This is a genomic window from Streptomyces sp. NPDC050147, assembly GCF_040660195.1.
In the GTDB taxonomy this organism is placed as follows: Bacteria; Actinomycetota; Actinomycetes; order Streptomycetales; family Streptomycetaceae; genus Streptomyces.
Genome location: NZ_JBFALJ010000005.1, coordinates 115,599 through 134,276, shown reverse-complemented (window position 1 = coordinate 134,276; position 18,678 = coordinate 115,599). Strand labels below are relative to the sequence as shown.

General features: G+C 71.0%; 11 protein-coding genes and 1 tRNA gene. 8 read left to right on the top strand and 4 right to left on the bottom strand.

Annotated elements, in window-relative coordinates; all coding sequences use genetic code 11:
• The first annotated feature begins 32 nt into the window (after positions 1-32).
• Complete coding sequence (locus AB0I94_RS10830) at positions 33-1,424, top strand: MFS transporter (protein ID WP_363309152.1); 1,392 nt, start codon at positions 33-35, stop codon at positions 1,422-1,424.
• 56 nt (positions 1,425-1,480) lie between these two features.
• The gene (locus AB0I94_RS10825) at positions 1,481-3,403 is read left to right on the top strand and encodes a GAF domain-containing protein (RefSeq protein ID WP_363309151.1); all 1,923 of its coding nucleotides are present in this window, start codon (positions 1,481-1,483) and stop codon (positions 3,401-3,403) included.
• On the opposite strand, the gene AB0I94_RS10820 is transcribed toward AB0I94_RS10825, so the two are convergent.
• A complete protein-coding gene (locus AB0I94_RS10820; protein ID WP_363309150.1) occupies positions 3,376-5,061 on the bottom strand; it encodes a DHA2 family efflux MFS transporter permease subunit in 1,686 nt (561 codons plus the stop codon). The two genes, AB0I94_RS10825 and AB0I94_RS10820, sit on opposite strands and share 28 nt — an antisense overlap.
• A 177-nt stretch (positions 5,062-5,238) precedes the next feature.
• Here AB0I94_RS10820 and AB0I94_RS10815 point away from each other — a divergent pair, with 177 nt between their 5' ends.
• From AB0I94_RS10815 to AB0I94_RS10805, 3 genes are all read left to right on the top strand, one after another.
• Positions 5,239-5,688 (top strand): MarR family transcriptional regulator, encoded by a 450-nt coding sequence (locus AB0I94_RS10815; protein WP_363309319.1) that lies wholly within the window; start codon positions 5,239-5,241, stop codon positions 5,686-5,688.
• Between the two features lie 95 nt (positions 5,689-5,783).
• Entirely contained in the window at positions 5,784-7,916 is a 2,133-nt protein-coding gene (locus tag AB0I94_RS10810) for a pectinesterase family protein (protein WP_363309149.1), read from the top strand.
• A gap of 82 nt (positions 7,917-7,998) precedes the next feature.
• A tRNA-Arg gene (locus AB0I94_RS10805) sits at positions 7,999-8,074 on the top strand.
• Between the two features lie 105 nt (positions 8,075-8,179).
• Here AB0I94_RS10805 and AB0I94_RS10800 read toward each other — a convergent pair.
• Complete coding sequence (locus AB0I94_RS10800; protein WP_363309148.1) at positions 8,180-9,280, bottom strand: hypothetical protein; 1,101 nt, start codon at positions 9,278-9,280, stop codon at positions 8,180-8,182.
• Positions 9,281-9,800: 520 nt separating this feature from the next.
• Between AB0I94_RS10800 and AB0I94_RS10795 the strand changes: the two genes are divergently transcribed.
• The 3 genes from AB0I94_RS10795 to AB0I94_RS10785 all read left to right on the top strand — a co-directional run bounded on the left by AB0I94_RS10795 (position 9,801) and on the right by AB0I94_RS10785 (position 13,512).
• A complete protein-coding gene (locus AB0I94_RS10795; protein WP_363309147.1) occupies positions 9,801-11,879 on the top strand; it encodes a transglycosylase domain-containing protein in 2,079 nt (692 codons plus the stop codon).
• A 58-nt stretch (positions 11,880-11,937) separates the two neighbouring features.
• Positions 11,938-12,549: a serine/arginine repetitive matrix protein 2 gene (locus AB0I94_RS10790; protein ID WP_363309146.1), complete on the top strand. Its 612-nt coding sequence runs from the start codon at positions 11,938-11,940 to the stop codon at positions 12,547-12,549.
• 69 nt (positions 12,550-12,618) lie between these two features.
• Positions 12,619-13,512, top strand: coding sequence for a MerR family transcriptional regulator (locus tag AB0I94_RS10785; RefSeq protein WP_363309145.1), 894 nt, complete (start codon positions 12,619-12,621; stop codon positions 13,510-13,512).
• 13 nt (positions 13,513-13,525) lie between these two features.
• On the opposite strand, the gene AB0I94_RS10780 is transcribed toward AB0I94_RS10785, so the two are convergent.
• Both AB0I94_RS10780 and AB0I94_RS10775 read right to left on the bottom strand, forming a co-directional pair.
• Positions 13,526-15,388 (bottom strand): MFS transporter, encoded by a 1,863-nt coding sequence (locus AB0I94_RS10780; RefSeq protein WP_363309144.1) that lies wholly within the window; start codon positions 15,386-15,388, stop codon positions 13,526-13,528.
• A 254-nt stretch (positions 15,389-15,642) separates the two neighbouring features.
• Entirely contained in the window at positions 15,643-18,492 is a 2,850-nt protein-coding gene (locus AB0I94_RS10775; RefSeq protein ID WP_363309143.1) for a serine hydrolase, read from the bottom strand.
• Between the last annotated feature and the right edge of the window lie 186 nt (positions 18,493-18,678).

Genomic DNA, 18,678 nt, shown 5'->3' with positions numbered 1-18,678 from the left:
CGACACGTCCCCATCGAGAAACGGATCACGCCATGGCAGCCGCAACGCCGCGTGCCCAGGGCAAGACCCCAGGCACGCCGGGTATCGCCCGCATCATCAGCGCGAGCCTCATCGGCACCACCGTCGAGTGGTACGACTTCTTCCTCTACGGGTCAGCCGCCGCGCTCGTCTTCAACACCCTGTTCTTCCCCGACAGCGATCCCCTGGTCGGCACGCTCCTCTCCTTCCTCACCTATGCCGTCGGCTTCGCCGCCCGGCCGCTGGGCGGCGTCGTGTTCGGCCACTTCGGCGACAAGATCGGCCGCAAGAAGCTCCTCGTGCTCAGCCTGATGCTGATGGGCGGCGCCACCTTCGCGATGGGTCTGCTCCCCACGCACGCCACCCTCGGCGTCGGCGCCCCGATCCTGCTCACGGTGTTGCGCCTGGTCCAGGGCTTCGCGCTCGGCGGCGAGTGGGGCGGCGCCGTCCTGATCGTCTCCGAGCACGGCGACGACAAGAACCGCGGCTTCTGGGCCTCCTGGCCGCAGGCCGGCGCCCCCGGCGGCAACCTCCTGGCCACCGGCGTCCTCGCGCTCCTGGCCGCCGTCCAGTCCGACGAGGCGTTCCTGGCGTGGGGCTGGCGCATCCCGTTCCTGCTCTCCGGGGTGCTCGTGATCATCGGCCTGTGGATACGGGTCTCGGTCTCGGAGTCGCCGCTGTTCCTGGAGGCGCAGGCCCGCGCGGAGGCCGAGGCGGCCTCGGGGCAAGCGGCCAAGCAGGACGCCCCGGTCGTCGAGGTCTTCCGGCACAACTGGCGCGGCGTCCTCACCGCGATCGGCACCCGGCTCGGCGAGAACGTCTCGTACTACATCCTCACGGCCTTCGTCCTCGTCTACGTCACCGTGCACCTGGAACTGCCCAAGAGCACCGCCCTGAACGCCGTGCTCATCGGCTCCGCCGTGCACTTCGTGACCATCCCGCTGTGGGGCGCGCTCTCCGACCGCATCGGCCGCAGGCCCGTCACCCTCATCGGGTCGATCGGCATGGCGGCGTGGGCGTTCGCGTTCTTCGCGCTCGTCGACAGCAAGTCGTTCGCCGTGATCACCCTCGCGGTCACGGTCGGCCTGCTCCTGCACGGCGCGATGTACGGGCCGCAGGCCGCCTTCATCTCCGAGATGTTCGACACGAAGGTGCGCTACTCCGGGGCGTCGATGGGCTCCCAGCTCGCGTCCATCATCGGCGGCGCGCTCGCGCCGATCATCGCGGTGGAGCTCCTGAGGGACTTCGGTTCGGCGACGCCGGTGGCCCTCTACGTCTGCGTGACGGTCGTGATCACGACCGTCACCGTGCTGGTGGCGAAGGAGACCCGGGGCCGTTCCCTCGCCGATGACGAACCGGCTTCCGAGGGTGCGGCCGACACGGCCTCGGCGACAATCGGAAGCTGAACCGCACCACCGGCACGCGCGCCACGCGTACCCCGCTCCCGGAGGCGACCCGTCGTATGACCAGTTCCCCAGACGCCGCCCACCGGGAGCAGGTGTGCACCGCCCTGCGCGAACTGCTCGACCTGCTCGCCCAGGACGCGCCGGCCGAGCAGTTCGCCCGTCCCGCCGCGGCGGCCCGCGCCGCCGGGGCGGGCGCCGCCCAGCTCGCGGCGGTCGACGAGGCCACGCAGACCGCCCTGCGCGTACGGCGCACCCTCAACCAGCACCAGCGCAGGGAGGCCGAGTTGACCGCGCTGTTCGACACGGCGGGCGACCTCGCGGCCCTTCGCGACCTGGACGCGGTGCTCCGCGCCATCGTGCACCGGGCCAAGCTGCTTCTCCGTACGGACGTCGCGTACCTCTCGCTCAACGACCCGGAGGCGGGCGACACTTACATGCGGGTGACGGACGGATCGGTCTCCGCCGCCTTCCAGAACCTGCGCCTGGGCATGGGCGAGGGGCTCGGCGGCCTCGTCGCCCAGACCGCCCGCCCGTACGCCACCGGGGACTACGAGGTCGACCCCCGTTTCCAGCACACCGCCCCCATCGACAGCGCCGTACTGGAAGAGGGCCTGCACGCCATCCTCGGCGTACCGCTGCGGCAGGGCACCCACATCATCGGGGTCCTCTACGCCGCCGACCGCACCGCCCGCGCCTTCACGCCGGACGAGGGCGCCCTGCTCTCCTCGCTCGCCGACCACGCGGCCATCGCCATCGACAGCGCGCGCCGCATGGAGGAGACCCGGGCCGCGCTCGTCGACCTGAACGCGGCGTCGCAGACCATCCGCGCGCACAGCGAGGCGCTGCGCCGGGCCGAGGACGCCCACGACCGCCTGACCGATCTCGTGCTGCGCGGCGGCGACTTCACCGAGGTCGCCACCGCCATCGGCGCGCTGCTGAGCGGCGGCACCCTCATCCATGACGCGGACGGCACGGAACTCGCCCGGGTGGGTGACGAGGGCGCCGAACCCCGCAGGCCCCCGGCCAAGGCCGTCGCCGCCTCGCGCGCCAGTGGCCGGGCCGTCCCCCTCGACGGGACCTGGGTGTGCGCGGTCCTCGCGGGCCCGGAGCTCCTCGGCAGCATCGCCCTCACCGGCCGCGCCGACCTCAGCGAGGCCGACCGCCGCCTCTTCGAGCGGGCCGGGGTCGTCACCGCGCTGCTCCTGCTGCTTCGCCGCTCGGCCGCCGAGGCCGAGGACCGCGTACGCGGCGAGCTCCTCGGGGACCTGCTCTCGCTCTCCGGCACGCCGGGCCGCCTCACCTCGCGTGCCCGCCGTCTGGACGTCGATCTGGCCCTGCCCCACTCGGTGTTCGTCGCCCACAGCGACACGGCGGCACGCCAACTCCTGCTCTCATCGGCCGCGCGCGCCGCCCGCACCCACCACGGCCTGTCCGGCCCGCACCACGACCACGTGGCCCTGGTGATCCCGGCCGACGACACGGGCTCCCGGGCCCGCGCGCTCGCCGCCGAGCTCAGCCAGGCAGCCGGAGCGCCGGTCACCGTCGGCGCCGCGGGCCCCGCGATCGGCCCCGAGGCCCTCTCCCTGGCCCACGCGGAGGCGTTGCGCTGCCTCTCCGCCCTGCGTGCGCTCGGCCACGCGGGGCAGGGCGCCGCCCTCCCCGACCTCGGCTTCCTCGGCGTACTCCTCGGTGACGACACGAATCTCGACTCGTACGTACGCCGCACGCTGGGCCCGGTCCTGGACTACGACACCAGACGCGGCACCGAGCTGATCCACACGCTGCGGGCCTATTTCGCCTGCGGCATGAGCCAGTCCAAGGCGAAGGACTCCCTCCATGTGCATGTGAACACCGTGGTCCAACGCCTGGACCGGATCGGCCACTTGCTCGGCGCCGACTGGCAGTCCCCGGAGCGCGCCCTGGAGATCCAGCTGGCCCTGCGTCTGCACGTCTACACCGGGGTGACCACATCGTCGTGATCCTCGGCGGCTCCCTCGTCCCTGGCGGTGGCGGCCGGGATGAGGAGGGTGGCGATGAGCCCGAGGACGACGAACCCCGCGGCGACGTAGCCGCCGACGGCGATCCCGTCGGTCATCGCCGAGCGCGCCGCGTCGGCGACGGACGCCGTCTCCGGGCGGTCCGCGAGGGGCCCGATGGCGGCGCCCGCGCTGTCGGTGACGGCGCCGGTGAACTGGTCCGCCTGTCCACCCGGCACCCCGGCTTCGCCCAGCCGGTCACGCAGATTGGTGCTGAGAGTGGTGAAGAAGACCGTGGTCAGGGCGGCGATCCCGAGCGCGGAACCGAGCTGGCGGAAGGCGCTCTGAATGCCGGAGCCCTGCCCCGCGCTCTCGTGCGGCACCTCGGCGAGGACCACATGCGTGACCTGGGCGGTGGCGAACCCGACGCCGATCCCGTAGACGAAGAGCATCAGCGCGACGGCCCACCACGAACTGTCCGGGGCGGCGATGAACCCGACCCCCGCGAGCCCGACGACCTCGAGCGCGAGCCCGATGCGCACCTGCCCGAGCGCCGCGACCTTGGAGGCCAGCGGAAAGCTGACACCGGTCGCCACGAAGCTGCCGATGGCGATGGGCACGAGCGCGAGCCCGGCCTCCAGGGCGCTGTAGCCGAGGGTGAACTGGAGCCAGAGCGGGAGCACCGCGACGATGCCGAACTCGCCGAGGCCGATGATCAGGGTCGCGATGTTGCCGTTGCGGAAAGAAGCGATCGAGAACAGCCGTACGTCCATCAGGACCCGCGCCGTGTCACCGCCCCGGCTGAGCATGACCTGCCGCCGGACGAACGCGAACAGCGTGACGGCGGAGAGCACGAGGGCGACGAGTACGGGTGAGGGGCCGCTGCCCCAGCTGATCCCCAGTACCTCCAGCGGCTCGATGCTGACGATCCAGCCGTACGTACGCCCTTCGACAAGACCGAAGGCGAGCAGTCCGAGCCCGACCGCGGAGAGCACCGCACCGGACACGTCGACCCGGCCCTTGGTCCGCGGCGAGGGAGCCATGCAGAGCAGCACACCGGCGGCGACGAGGACGGACAGCGGCACGTTGATGCCGAACGCCCAACGCCACGAGAGGTGTTCGGCGAGCCAGCCGCCGAGCAGCGGGCCAAGGGCGGCGGCCGCGCCGATGGTCGAGCCCCAGATGGCGAAGGCCTGCCCGCGCGCCTTGCCGGTGAAGGTCGCGTTCAGCAGGGAGAGCGAGGTCGGCAGGATCATCGCGGCGCCCGCGCCCTGCAGGAACCGGGCCAGGATCAGCAGCCCGCTGCCGGGCGCGAGCCCGGCCAGCACGCTGGTCGCGCCGAAGACCACGACGCCCGCGACGAAGATCCGCCGGGCGCCGAAGATGTCCGCGAGGCGCCCGGTCAGCAGGAGCAGCGCCGCGAAGACGATCGCGTACGACTCCTGGATCCACTGCGTCTGGGCGGAGCCTGTGTCCAGGTCCTCGATGACCGAGGGGACGATCACGTTGACGATCGTGGTGTCGACCACGATCAGGGCGACGCCGAGGGCGATGGCGATGAGGCCGAGCCATCGGTGGGCGGGGGTCCCGGCGGGGGCCGACGGATCACGGGACGACAGGTCACGGGACGAGGGGTCACGCATCTCGATCGATACCTCCATGGTGAAGTAATTCCACCATGAAGGTAATTTGAGGCCGGTAAGTTGTCAAAGCACGAGTACGGGCAGCAGGCAGGGTCAGAGAGGGCGGGCGCGGTGGCGACGGAGGAACCGACACCCGACGAGGTGACGGCGGAGCGCGAGCGCCTCGACGAGGTGACGGCGCAGCGCGAGCGCCTGATGGACGGGCTCAGGGGGTACGGCGAGCGCTACAACGAGCTCAGCCGCCGCTTCGCCGTCTGGCTCGGCCTGCACTCCACGGACGCCGACGCCCTCCTGGAGATCGTCACCGCCGAGGACCGCGGCACCCCGCTCTCCCCGGCCCGCTTGAGCGAACGCATCCTGCTCTCCTCGGGCGCCACCACCGCTCTCCTGAACCGCCTCGAGGGCGCGGGCCACATCACCCGCACACGCGAGCACACCGACCGCCGCGTCGTCACGCTGCACAGCCGCCCGGGCATCCGGGAACACGCCGACGAGTTCTTCACGCCGCTCGCGGTCCGGATGGACGCGACGATGGCCCAGTACCCGCCCGAGATCCTGGCGCGGTTCGAGACGCTGCTCGCGGACCTGCGGACGGCGATCGACGAGGACCTTGCGGAGCGGGACCGGGCCGCCGGCCCCGCCTGACCTGACCCGACGGCCGGCTCCGGCAACCAATCCGCCCGCCGGTGGCGACTGGCCTGCGCAACGCAACACTCACTTTTCCCAGGGCGGATGAGGCAATGAGAGCGGTCAGGCAGGAACAGGAACACGAGAATCGGCGCAAGGCGCGCCACCGCAGACGCCGGCTGAACCTGACGGTCGGCATCCCGGTGGCCTTGGCCGCCGCGGCGGGACTGACGTACGGCACGGCCTTCGGGGTCTTCGGCGAGGACGCGGAGCCACGGGCCTCGGCGGCCGCCGCGACGGGTTCCGCCCCGACGTCCGGGGCCTTGGCCGCCGATGTCGCCGACGGTTTCGCCTCGGTCAACGCGCTCGGCCAGAACGGGACGTACGGCGGACGCGACGGAAAGACGGTCACCGTCAAGACCCTCGCGGACCTGGAGAAGTACGCGACGGCCTCCGATCCGTACGTCATCGTGGTCGCCGCGACGATCACGATGAACCCCAAGGGCAAGGAGATCAAGGTCGCGTCCGACAAGACGATCGTGGGCTCCGGAACCTCGGGGCAGATCGTCGGGGGTGGCTTCTTCCTGGGCCAGGGCGTGCACAACGTGATCATCCGGAACCTCACGATCCGGGACTCGTACGCGGGCACGTGGAACGACAAGGAGCACGACTTCGACGCCGTGCAGATGGACGGCGCGCACCATGTCTGGATCGACCACAACGACCTGCGGCACATGGCGGACGGTCTGATCGACAGCCGCAAGGACACCACCTACCTGACGGTGTCCTGGAACAAGCTGAGCGACAACAACAAGACCTTCGGCATCGGCTGGACCGAGAACACCACGGCCGACATCACGATCCACCACAACTGGTTCCGCGAGACCGAACAGCGCAACCCGTCCACCGACAACGTGGCCCACGCGCACCTCTACAACAACTACCTCCAGGACGTCTCGGATACGGACATCACCTCGTCCTACGGGAACTACTCACGCGGCAACACGAAGATGGTCCTGGAGAACAGCTACTTCGAGGGCCTGAACAACCCGGTGATCAGGGACAGTTCGGCCTCGGTCGTGCAGCGCGGCAACATCTTCGTCAGGACGAGCGGACGCAACGAGAGCGGCGGCACGGCGTTCGACCCGAAGCGCTTCTACGGCTACACGCTCGACAAGGCGGCGGCTGTCCCGGCGAAGGTGAAGGCGGGGACGGGACCGCGAGCGAAGATCGGCGCCGCAACGCCGAAGGCTGGTTCCGCGACATCCGCTGCTTCCGCTGCTTCCGCTGCCGGTGTCCTCACCGTGGCGAAGGACGGCAGCGGCCGGTACAAGACGGTTCAGGCCGCGGTCGACGCCGTACCCGCGAACAACCCGTCGCGGGTCACGGTCTCCATCAAGCCGGGCACGTACCGCGAGACGGTCAAGATCCCGGCCAACAAGCCGCACGTCACCCTCCAGGGCACGGGCGGCAGCCGCAAGGACACGGTCATCGTGTACGACAACGCGGCGGGCACGCCCAAGCCGGACGGTTCCGGAAACTACGGCACCTCGGGCAGCGCCACGGTCGCCGCGGAGGCGGACGACTTCCAGGCCCGGAACCTGACGATCTCCAACGACTTCAACGAGAAGACGCACCAGGACATGTCCGGCCACCAGGCGGTGGCGCTGCGCACGGCCGCCGACAAGGCGTTCCTCGACAGCGTGATCGTCGAGGGCGATCAGGACACGCTCCTCCTGGACACCGCGTCCAAGGCCAAGCTCGGCCGGGCGTACATCAGGAACTCCTACATCGTGGGCAACACCGACTTCATCTTCGGCCGGGCGACGGCCGTGGTGGACCGCTCGGTGATCACCCTCAAGAAGCGCTGGGACGGCACCTCACAGGGCTACGTCACGGCCCCCTCGACCGCGCCCGACCGCAAGGGCTTCCTGATCACCAACAGCACCGTCAACGGCGACGTGTCCGCGCGCAGCTTCCACCTGGGCCGCAACTGGCACGCGGGCGGCGACGCGAGCCTGGACCCCCAGACGACGGTCCGCGACTCCTCCCTCAGCGCGGCGATCAGGACCACACCGTGGACGGACATGGGCGGCTTCCCGTGGAAGGACGACCGCTTCGCCGAGTACAAGAACAGGGGCGCGGGCTCAGGACCGGCGAGCGCGGACCGCCCCCACCTGACGGACGCGCAGGCCGCGGGCCAGGAGATCGGCGACTGGCTGGGCAACTGGACCCCGGCCCCCTGAGAAGCCCCACCCCCCGGCCACGCACCGCCGCCCCACCCCCATCCGCTACCCTGTCTGGAACCGCCATCCGTGGCGGTCGCCGGCCTTCGTAGCTCAGGGGATAGAGCACCGCTCTCCTAAAGCGGGTGTCGCAGGTTCGAATCCTGCCGGGGGCACCAGTGCGGAAGGGGCCCACCTCTAGATCTTGGAGGTGGGCCCCTTCTGGCGTCGTCCGATTTCTCCGAGCCCTCGCACGGCGCGCCCGGGTCGCCGCGGGACCACGGCTACACGGAAGAACCGCCGTCCTCGCTCGTCCCGCCTTCGGGCTCGTCCGCCGCGTACGGGTGTACGTATCGGGTCGCGTTGAAGGGGGTGAACCAGCTGGCGATGCCCGCGGCCTCGCTCGCCTCGCTCTCGTCGATGCCGTCCATCGCGTCGTCGTAGAGCCACTCGTGGTCCATGTCCTCGTAGACGAGATCGGCGAAGCACTCGAGCGCCGACGAGACCCCCTCGTCCAGGAGGCCGAAGGTGCCCAGCGTGACCTCCGCCTCGCGCAGCAGCAGCCTGAGCGCCAACTCCTCCGCGACGCAGCTCAGTTGGCGGAAGCTTCCGTCGGTGAGCCGTGTCGTCAGGGCGATCGCCGTCACCAGGAAGCGCCGGGCGAAACTCGCGTCGTACCGCAGGGCGTAGCGCGCCGGCAGCTCGTCCAGGAGCCACATGGGGCCGTCGTACTCGGCGACGTTGGTCTCCTCCCGGTCCAGCGCGTGGGCGTCCTGGAACAGTTCGTCCAGGAGGACGTCCATGCCCCAGATCAGGGCTCCCGCAGCCAGCTCGGCGTCCTCGGTCGAGATGCCCGGAGTGTTCTCCGACGCTCCCTCGCCCGCGCCGCCGACCTCGTCGGGTACGCCGAACACGCCCATCCCGAACGCCGCCAGCGTCGGGGCCATGTTGCGGATCTTGGAGCGGATCGCACCGGTCTCGACCGTCGTCCCGTCAGCATGGAGGGGGACCGTTGCCCCCGCCGGTCCCATCAGGCGCGCGCGGCGGGACTCGACGTCGTTCGGCGGAGCGTCCGGGCCGTCGGCCGCGTCCAGGCTCTCCTTCGCCAGGTCCGGGTGAAGTTCCACCTGGCAGCGCTCGACGGTCCACTCCGCGAGCAGCCCCGTACGCTCCAGCAGCTCCTCCACGAGTTCGCGGACGGCCTCCTCGGCGAACTCCAGCGCCGGGGCGTCCACAAAGACCTTCAGGAGTGCCCCGCCGGGGTACACACCCACAAATGTGTCGCGGAGCTTGACCTCCATCCCGTCGGGGCCCGCGATCTCCTCCACGGACTCGAAGCCGTCCTCAAGGAGAGCGCCGGCTCCGATCCGCTGCAGCTCATCCATCTCCGAGGCACCGGCAGCTATCCGGGCGTCCACACTCACCGCATACGTCACACAGCACAGCCTCGCAGGCGGGAGCGCTGCCCGCGTCCGCAATGCCCGCTTCCCATCCTGCTTCCCATCCGCCCCCGGCGGCACGGCCGCGGTCGGTACGCCGCTGGGCCCGGGATCTTCGCACATTCAATCTGTGTCGATCGCCGCGCCCAGGGAACACGGGGAGAGAGAAGCGGTGGCTACAGGCCGTCATGGTGGTGTCTACGCCATGACGCAGCCGACACAGCCGACACACCGACACAGCCGTCGAACTCCCATGGAGGCCGGCACACTCCCGCGTCGCCGGGCGCCATGGTCGAGGCGGGCCGGCCGCGGCCCAGGGGAGCCGCCGCGGCCGGCCCTGCCGGGGGCAGGCACGGGAGCCGACAGCGCTGTGACGACCCCAGAGCTGAGCTGACCCCAGAGCTGTTACGACCCCCTAATACGTTCCCGGCCAACCCTCACCCGCGCCATCCCCCTCTCCCCCACCATGGGGACACACACTCAGGGGAAGCCGGCCCGCAAGCCCAAGAACCCCCGCGCCCGCAAGCCGAGCCGCCGCATCGTCGACTACCCCCGCCACGGCAGACGCGGCATCCGGCGGTGGCTTCCCTCCTGGCGGCAGTGCCTGGGCTCCCTCACGTTCCTTGTGACCGTCCTCACCTGCCTCTTCGCCTTCGTGTACGCCTGGGTCGACATCCCCGACGAGAACGCGGCCGCCCGGCGCGAGGCCAACGTCTACTACTGGGCCGACGGCACCCAGATGGTCAGCACCGGTGAGGTGAACCGGCAGAACGTGCGGCTCTCGGAGATCCCCGACGCCGTCGAGAACGCCGTCATCGCCGCCGAGAACGACACCTTCTACAGCGACTCCGGCGTATCGCCGAAGGGCGTGGCCCGCGCCGCCGTCAACATGGTCCGCGGCCAGGAGACCCAAGGCGGCTCCACCATCACCCAGCAGTACGTGAAGAACACCTACCTCTCCCAGGACCAGACGATGACGCGGAAGGTCAAGGAGTTCGTCATCGCCCTGAAGGTGGACCGGAAGAAGAGCAAGCGGGAGATCCTCCAGGGGTATCTCAACACCAGTTGGTTCGGGCGTGGCGCATATGGGATCGAGGCCGCCGCTCACGCCTACTACGGCATCCCCGCCCGCCAGTTGGACCCCAGCCAGGGAGCCGCTCTCGCCGCCCTGCTGAAGGGCGCCGAGCAGTACGACCCCTCCGTCAGCGCGGTCAACCACCGCCGCTCCGAGGCCCGTTGGAAGTGGATTCTCGACCGGCAGGTCAGGGCCGGGCTCATGAAGGCCGAGGTGCGAGGGAAGTTCACCACCTACCCCGAACCCCACAAGGAGTCCCGGACCACCAGTCTCGGCGGGCAGACCGGCTATCTCGTCGACGTCGCGAACCAGTACATCAAGCAGCACACCTCCCTCACCGACAGAGACCTCGCGCGCGGCGGCTACAAGATCCACACCACTTTCGACCGGACCAAGGTGCGGCGGCTGAAGGGCGCTGTCGAGCGTGTGCTCGACCGCGACATCGACCCGAAGAAGCGCGCCGCCGACAAGGGCGTGCAGGTGGGCGCCGCCTCCGTGCGTCCGTCCGACGGCGCCATCGTCGCCTTGTACGGAGGGTCCGATGCCACCAAGCACTTCACCAACAACGCCGACACCTCCGGCGTCCCCGTCGGCTCCGCCTTCAAGCCCTTCGTGCTCGCCTCGGCCCTTGAACACGGGGTCGGCATGTCGAGCGGGAAGGCGAAAGGGAGCTCGGGCGGACGCGGTACGCCGTGGCAGGACGTCTCGGCCCGCAGCTCCTACGACGACAGCGGCGTCCTGCGGGAAGCCACCGCGCCCACCCACGCGGCCAGCATCGACACCGCCCGGCCGGACAGCAGCCGCCCCACCCTCGGCCAGGCCCTGGCGAAGGGCGGCAACGCCACCTACGTACGCCTCGGCAAGGACGTCGGATGGGAGCGGGTGCGGCGCACCGCCGTCGCGTCCGGGCTGCTCGAAGGCAGCATGGCGCGCCTGGAGCGGACCTTCCCCATCGGTACGTCGACCCCCAGTGCGATCCGCATGGCCAACGCCTACGGCACCTTCGTCAACCGCGGCCTGCGGCATGACCCGTACTCGGTGACCAAGGTCGTCAAGAACGACGAGACCGTCGACGGACTCGAAAGGCCCGGCGTGCGGCGCGCGCTGGACCCCGACGTGGCCGACGAGACCGTCGACGGACTCGAAAGGCCCGGCGTGCGGCGCGCGCTGGACCCCGACGTGGCCGACGAGGCCGCCGACGCCATGCGGGGCGTCGGCGCGTCCTCCGTCGGCCGCCCGGTCGTCGCGGGCCGCACCGGCGACCAGGACCGCCTCCGGTCGGCCTGGTTCACCGCCACCACGAAGGAGTTGTCGACGGCCGTGACGATGTTCCGGACCACTCCGGGCAAACCGCAGCTGCTGCCCATGTCGGGTGTGGGCGGCGCGAGTTCACGGCACGGGAACGTCTTCCCGGTGCGGATCTGGCAGGGCTACGTGAAGTCCGCCGCCGGTGACGGCGGCCGGCCATAGTTCAACCCGGGGGACAGCACCCTTCCCCAACCCCCCGGCGGGCTGTCATCGTGCCGATATGTATCCCTATGGGCCGCCTCCCGGGACGCCGCCCCGTATCGACGCGGGGCAACTGCGGCCCCGCTGGGTGTGGTTCGTCGTGGCCGCGGTGGTCGCGGTGGTCTGTGTGGGCGTCGGCATCGCCAGTTTCCTGCTGACGTCGACCTCGACGGTGGACTCCGTCGAGGACGACAAGGCGTTCACGAGCGGGCAGTCCGTCACCTTGCGGATCGGCCCCGGCGCCGACGCCGCCATCTACGTACGCAGCCCCTTCGTCGCCCGCGCGCACTGCGAGATCGTCACCGCTCCCTCGGGCTCCGCGCCGCGCGTCACCACACCCGGGAGCACCTTCACCGTCACCAAGGGCAGCGTCGAGTGGGAGCGGGTGTTCGTCCTCAAGGCCGACACGGACGCGGACTACCGCGTGACGTGCGACGACCCGCGCGGCGCCCTCACCTTCGCCCCCGGCGACGACGCCGACTTCGCGTCGTTCGTCGGCGGCATCGTCGTGACCGTCCTCGTGCCGCTCCTCGGCCTCCTCGCGGGCTCCGGCATCGCGATCATCGTCGGGGTCCGGCGCGGCAGGCACCGCCGGTGGCTTGAGGCCCAGGCGTACTACGGCCGACGTTGACCTTCCCCCTGGGGCAGAGCCCATCGTCCGCGTGCCGGGCCACGAGGTCCGGTGACGGAGGATTCCCCCATGGACGACGCACACGCACCGCGGGACGACCGGACAAGCGGCGAACCGCTGCTCACCATCGGTGAGTTCGCCGCCCGCGCACGGCTCTCACCGAAGGCGCTGCGCCTGTACGACCGCCTCGGGCTGCTGACCCCCGCGTACGTCGACGCTTCCACCGGCTACCGCCACTACCGCGCGGCGCAGGTGGAACGCGCCCGCACCGTCGTCCTGCTGCGCCGCCTCGGCATGCCGCTCGCGGAGATCACCGCGACGGTACGGCTCGACGGCGACGGGGCGGGGCAGGCGGTCGCCGCGTACTGGGCGGGCGTCGAGGAGCGGCACGCGGAGCAGCGCACGCTCGTGGGATACCTCCGTGGACGACTGTCTGGAAGAGGCTTTGAGATGTACGGGAAAGATTTCGAGGTCAAGACCGTCGACGTGCCGGAGCAGTACGTCCTGTGCGAGAGCAGGCACCTGCTCGCCGAGGAGCTGCCCGGCTGGATCGACGCGTCGACGCGACGTCTGGAAGAGGCGGCCGAGAGCGAGTGCGGGGGCGTGGCGGGCTCGGCGTTCGTCGTCTACCACGCCGAGGTCACCCAGGACAGCGACGGCCCCGCGGAGGCCTGCGTGCCGGTCAGGGACGCGGCGGCGGCGCGGGCGTGGGCCCAGAAGGCGGGCCGGCAGCGGGGCACGGGGGTCCGCGTGGAACCCGCCCACCGGATCGCCTACACCCGCATCACCAAGGCCCAGGTCGCCTACCCGCAGATCCTCGGCGCGTTCGAGGCGGTGGAGGCGTGGGTGGCCCGCGAAGGCCTGACGGTCGCCGGAGCGTGCCGCGAGATCTACTTCGTGGACTGGGACTCCGCCGGGCCGGAGGACCAGGTGTGCGACGTGGCGTTCCCGGTGGGCGAGTGAGCCGAGTGAGCCCCTAGCGGACGCTCTCGCGCAGCTCCTCCGGGCAGGCCGTGCCGCGCGGCAGCTGGTAGGGGGCGCCGAGGCGGTAGACACCGGGGCCGGGGGCGAGGAGTTCGGTCCACTTGTCGCCCTCGGCGTCCTCCTCGGCCTCCATCAGGCAGCCGTTGAGGTTGTCGAACTGCTTGGGGCGGTCCTCGTCGGTCTCCCGCAGCCGCTTGGACTCCTCGGTCTCCTTCGGCCCCTCGACGCCCTTGCCGTCGGCGTCGACGAGGCTGAGCCACGGCGAGTACGGGACGCGGATCAGGACGCGGCCCGCCTCCTTCACCTCGATCGTCATGCCGCCCGCCTCGGCGCGGTCGACCACCGCGGGCGGGTCGGCGAGCGGGGTCGGGTCGGTGACCTCGTACAGCTGCCAGTTGGAGTCCACCCACACCTGCTTCAGATACGGCAGGCCCCTCTCGACCAGCGCGGCCTCGCGCTTGCCGCCGTCACCGTCGGGCTCGCCCTTGGGCAGCACGACGTAATGCACGGACCAGCGCTGGAGCCACTCGTGGTAGTTCGCGGAGTTGAGGGTGTCGTCGTAGAAGAGGGGGTTGCGTTCCATGTCCGCCTGCCGGTTCCAGCCGCGGGCGAGGTTCACGTACGGCGAGAGCGCGGACGCCTCGCGGTGGCTGCGCGCGGGCACGACCTCGACGCGGCCCTTCTCGGCGCCGACCTCCTGCAGTTCGTTGACGAGCGGCGCGAGCTCACGCGTCCACGAGGCCTGGGGCGTCGTGTGCACGATGTCGTCGACCGCCTTGAACCCGACCCAGCCGGTGAAGGCGACGAACGCCATGACGATCGTGTACCACTTGCGGGACTTCTTCACCGTGAACGGCAGCGCGGCAAGGAACGCGACGCCCCCGAAGGACATCGCGAGGCGGGAGATGTTGGAGCCGATCTGCGAGCTGATCAGCCAGACGCCGAGCACGAACGCCGCGTACACGGCGGTGGTGATCCGCACGGTCTTCCACTGCTTCGGTACGAGGAAGAAGACGAGGCCCGAGCAGATCAGGGGCAGCGACGCGGACCCGAACGACATCGGCTGCGTGCCGGAGAACGGGAAGAGCCACGCGGAGAGCCCCACGACGGCGGCGGGCGCGAGCCCGAGGGCGTACGCGCCGGGGTAGCGCTTGCTGAGGAACAGCGCGACGGCGACCAGGCCCACGAAGAGACCGGCCACCGGGCTGCCCATGGTCGCGAGCGCGGCGAACGGCGCGGCGACCAGCGCCTTCGCCCACCGCTTGTAGCGCCAGCGGTAGGGCCAGCAGAAGACGGCCGCGACGGCCATCAGCGCGAACATCTGGCCGAGTCCGTACGTCACGCGGCCCGACACCGCGTTGCAGAACAGCGCGAAGACACCCGCGAACGCGGGCCACAGGGGCTGCTTCACCGCGCGGCTGCGGATCAGGATCATCGTGAGGAGCGCGGCGGACAACGTCCCGGCGATCATCATCGTGGTCCGGACGCCGAGCACCGACATCAGGTACGGCGAGACGACGCTGTACGACACCGGGTGCATCCCGCCGTACCAGGCGAGGTTGTACGCGGAGTCGGGGTGCCGTCCGACGAACTCGGCCCAGGCGTCCTGCGCGGCGAGGTCACCGCCGCTGTTGGCGAAGGTGAAGAACCACAGGACGTGCAGGACGGCCGCGGTGACGGTCGTGATGGTCACGGGGTGACGCAGGATTCGCGTCCACCGAGGGGGCCGTTCGGGTGTCACGGGGCGGGCTCCGCGCTGGGCGGGCAGCTGTATTCGTGCCCCGGTGCGGGTGCCGCCTCCGGTGCCGGGCTCCGGATCGGCGTCGTCGGCTCGCGTCGGCTCCGCTGTGGCCACTTGCGGCACTCCCCGTGTCGTTCTGTCCGTCCGGGCGCCGCGGCAGGGGGTCCGTCCCGGAACACCCCGTCGCTCAGCCCCGGCGCACTGCTACTCCCCGAACTTGTGACGCTAGCACGCACGGCGCACACCGAGCCTGGGGCGGGGGCTCTGCGCCCACGGGGCCGGGCGGGTTCGGCGGAGGCGCGGGCACGGGCGGCGTCTCGCGCCCGCGCCCATGCCCGCTTCTCCCTGTACGTTCCGCTCTCCTCGCCTCAGCCGACGCGCTGGAGCTTGGCGCCGAAACCGGGCTCGGAGAGGTCCTTCTGGAGCGCGACGGGCACCTCGACGGCACCTTCCTTGCCGTCGCCCACGCTCAGCACGCCCACCGTCGTACCGGCCTTCGCCGAGTGCGGGATCGTGACGCCGGCCTTCTCGCCGAGCTTCAGCTTCACGGTCAGGCCCGACCAGCCCGCGGCGGCGACGTCCTTGGTGGCGACGACCGGGGTCGTGCCGCCGAGCCCGTCGTCGACCTGGCCGACGACGTCGCCCTTCTTCACGATCTTCTTGGCCGTGAGCGCGTCCTGACCGGCCTCGATGAGCTTGCGGGTGACGCCGGTGACCTGGTCGATGTTGGCCACGCCGTTCTGCCCGTACTGACCGAGGGCGGCACCGATGATCGTGCGGGTCTCGCCGCCGACCTTCTTCTCCGCGGCGAAGAGGATGTTGCCGCCCGCCGCGGTGGTGGTGCCGGTCTTGATGCCGATGGCGACCGTCGGGACGAGCCCGAAGAAGTTGTTCTGCTTGTCGCCGTTGAGGTCCTTGTAGCTGGGCTGGCGGGAGATCTCGTTGAAGACCGGGTCCTCCATCGCGGCCCGGCCCAGCTTCACGAGGTCCTCGGCGGTGGAGACGGTCGTCTTGTCCAGGCCGCTCGGGTCCGTGTAGTGGGTGTTCTTCATACCGAGTTCCTTGGCGGTCTTGTTCATCTTCGCGACGAACTCGTCCTCGGAATTGCTCTTGGTGTCCCAGCGGGCGAGCAGCTTGGCGACGTTGTTCGCGGACGGCAGCATCACCGCCTGCAACGCCTCGTACTGGGTGATCTTCTGGCCCTCGGTGACCTTGACGACCGACTCGTTGCCCGCCTTGCCGGTCGTGTAGTGCTTCTCCGCCGCGGCGTCGACCGGGATCTTCGGGCCGGGGTTGCCCTTCTTCAGCGGGTGGTCGCGCAGGACGAGATAGACCGTCATGACCTTGGCGATGCTCGCGATCGGCACGGGCTTCTGATCGCCGGACGTGCCGAACGACCCGATGCCGTTCACGTCCATCGCCGCCTGGCCCTTGCTGGGCCACGGCATGGACGGCTTGCCGCCCTCGAAGGTGACGGTCTCCTGCGCGGTCAGCGCGAGGGTCGGGGTCGGCAGCGGTCGCACGGCCTGCACGACCGCAAAGACGACCACCAGGAGCAGCACCAGCGGCGTCCAGATCTTGACCCTCCGCACGGCGGTGCGGACCGGGGTCTCCGGCGGCGGCGGAGTGTTGGTGAGCTCGGCGAGGAGGTCGAGCGGCGGCCGCGGGGGCAGCGGCTGCTGGGTGGTGCGCTCGGGCCCTACGTCGCTCTTCTCTGGCGCGGGGGCCTTCTCGGGCGCGGGCGCCTGGGCTCCGGGGGCCGCCGGTGCCGGGGCCGGGGCCGGAGGCTTCGGGGCGCTGGGCGACGGGGCGTCCAGGGGCTTGAGCGCGACGAACTTGCTGGTGCGCTCGGCTTCACCTTCGGGCTTTGCGGCAGGCTTTGCTTCGGGCTTTGCTTCGGGCTTTGCTTTGGTGCTGCCCTCGGGCTTGGCACCGGGCTTGGCCCCGGGCTTGTGGTCGCCCAGCTTGAGCATGGTGGTCGGCTGGTCGACGGCCTTCGGGGGCAGCGCCTTGAAGACGGCGGTGGCCTGGTCGACTCCACCGGTGGGGGTGTCCGCCGAGGGCGTGTCGTCTGCGTCACCGCCCTTGTCGGTGCCGGTCGAGGCCTTGCGGTCACCGTCGGCGGAGCCGGGGGACTCGGAACCGCCGGAGCCCTTGCCCTTGCCCTCGCCCTCGCTCTTGCCGCCGGAAGGCTTGTCGGCATCGGCATCGGCGGGGTCGTCCGCCGCGGCCCAGGCGGGCTTGCGGGAGCCACCGGCGGGCTTGTCGTCGGCCGCAGGCTCGTCGGAACCGGCGGAACCGGCGGAACCGGCAGCGTCACGGGATGCACCCGCGCCCGCAGGCTCATCGGCCCGCTCGGGCTCGGGGGCACCGGCGGCGTCACGTACGTCGCCAGCGGCACCGGAGGAGCCACCCGCGGACTCGTCGGCCGCCTCGGGCTCGTCGGCACTGGAGGCCTCGTCGGCGTCGTCGGCGTCACGGGGGCCATCCGCGGCGCCCGCGGACTCGGCGGAACCGGCAGCACCGGAGGAGCCACCCGCGGACTCGTCCGCCGCCTCGGGCTCGTCGGCACTGGAGGCGTCGTCGGCGTCGTCGGCGTCACGGGGGCCATCCGCGGCGCCCGCGGACTCGGCGGAACCGGCAGCGCCACGGGATGCACCCGCGTCACCAGAGCCTTCCGCCTCGTCCGCCTCGTCCGCCTCATCCGCGGTGTTCGAAGCCTTCGCCTCGGTGGCAGCCGGAGTCTCGCTCTCCTCCGTGGCCTCAGCCGTGGCCGGTGAAGCGGCGGAAGGTTCCGGCGCCGTGTCCGGCGGGTTCTTCTCGTCGTCCGGAGCCGTCACTTCCTCGGAGCCGTCCCCGGCCTCCGTCTTCGCCGTCCCGGGAGCCTCCTCGTCCGCTGTGGCCACCCACGCCGCCACAGCGGCCCGCAGCCGCGCGTCGCCGGTCTCGGCGCCCTCGGCACCGGCCGATTCCGCACGCCGCTCCGGTCCGGAAGCCGCCGCCTCCGTCACGGCCTTCGTCGAGAAGACCGCCGTCGCCTGGTCCTCCCGCTCCTCCCGTGCCGCGGGGACCTCACGGGCCACCGCGAGACGCGGGTCGCGTTCCTCCGGCGCCGGTGCCGGCACGGACGGTTCTGCCCCAGTCGGGTTCCCCGACGACTTCCGCTGCTTCGACCTGTCGGGGGTCTCGCCCGCCACCGATGCCTCCTCGTACGCCATGCCGCTCGCGTTGCCGTTGCGCCAAAACCACGGCCGGACCCGCTGTCCGAACCATGTACCAGTGTCCTGTGTGGGGGCTTAACCCCCGTGGTAGACGAGAACGACATACCTACTGGTTCCCGTACGTACCGGTCACGCACTCTCGACAGACCAATGTGAGAGGGGTCACCCTGTCATTCATCCACG